Source organism: Caballeronia sordidicola (genome assembly GCF_001544455.2).
Lineage (GTDB): Bacteria > Pseudomonadota > Gammaproteobacteria > Burkholderiales > Burkholderiaceae > Caballeronia > Caballeronia sordidicola.
Genome location: NZ_FCOC02000071.1, coordinates 1 through 625 on the forward strand (window position 1 = coordinate 1; position 625 = coordinate 625).

2 protein-coding genes are annotated in these 625 nt (G+C 55.0%); both read right to left on the reverse strand.

Annotated features, from left to right (window positions below):
- Window positions 1-299 (reverse strand): DUF2382 domain-containing protein (locus AWB64_RS30625; RefSeq protein WP_157766747.1); only part of this gene is annotated, 299 nt, incomplete at its 3' end.
- 135 nt (window positions 300-434) lie between these two features.
- A partial coding sequence (locus AWB64_RS32125; protein ID WP_208603340.1) for a hypothetical protein occupies window positions 435-625 on the reverse strand: 191 nt, incomplete at its 5' end.

The following is a 625-nucleotide window of genomic DNA, read 5'->3' on the forward strand; positions in this document are numbered from 1 at the left end:
GGCACCACCAACGTGTCACCTTCCTGTCGGGGAGCGAACTCCGCGTCCACGAACCGATACACGGGCAGGCGTTCGACGTGGACCGTCTTTTTGTGCAGTACGACCGGCATATCTTCGAGAGTCTTTCGTGTGACGGTTCGCACACGTACAGCGCCAACTTCACGCTCTTCAATCAATATCTTCAGACGCTCCTCAGCGACACTCAGTCGCCCGCAGACCTCGCTTGCGCCTGGTGGCAAACGCTCGGCCGTTTGCGATGCCGAATTCGCCGGCAAACTCGACTTGTCAAAAAGGTCCATAGAACGCCTAGTATTTGTATTGGCATCAAGAGCGGATCGCGAGGTCACGCGTGTAAGTCTGGCGTGTAGGTCTGCCTTGGGCAGTAAGCAGACGCATGGATCTCTCTCGGCGAGATTTTGAACGCAGGGGAAGCCTCACGGGCCGGGGCTGCGCTGCTGCATCCCAATCTTGCAACCGCTGTTCCCGGTCGATTGTTCGCGTTGAATTAGTATGACTACCGAAATATTGCCGAATTGAAATGGATAAACCGTAAGCGCGAATTTATCAGCACATAGCGCCCGAATTGGGAGCAAGGCAAGCTGTGTCCACTGATTAACAGTGGACA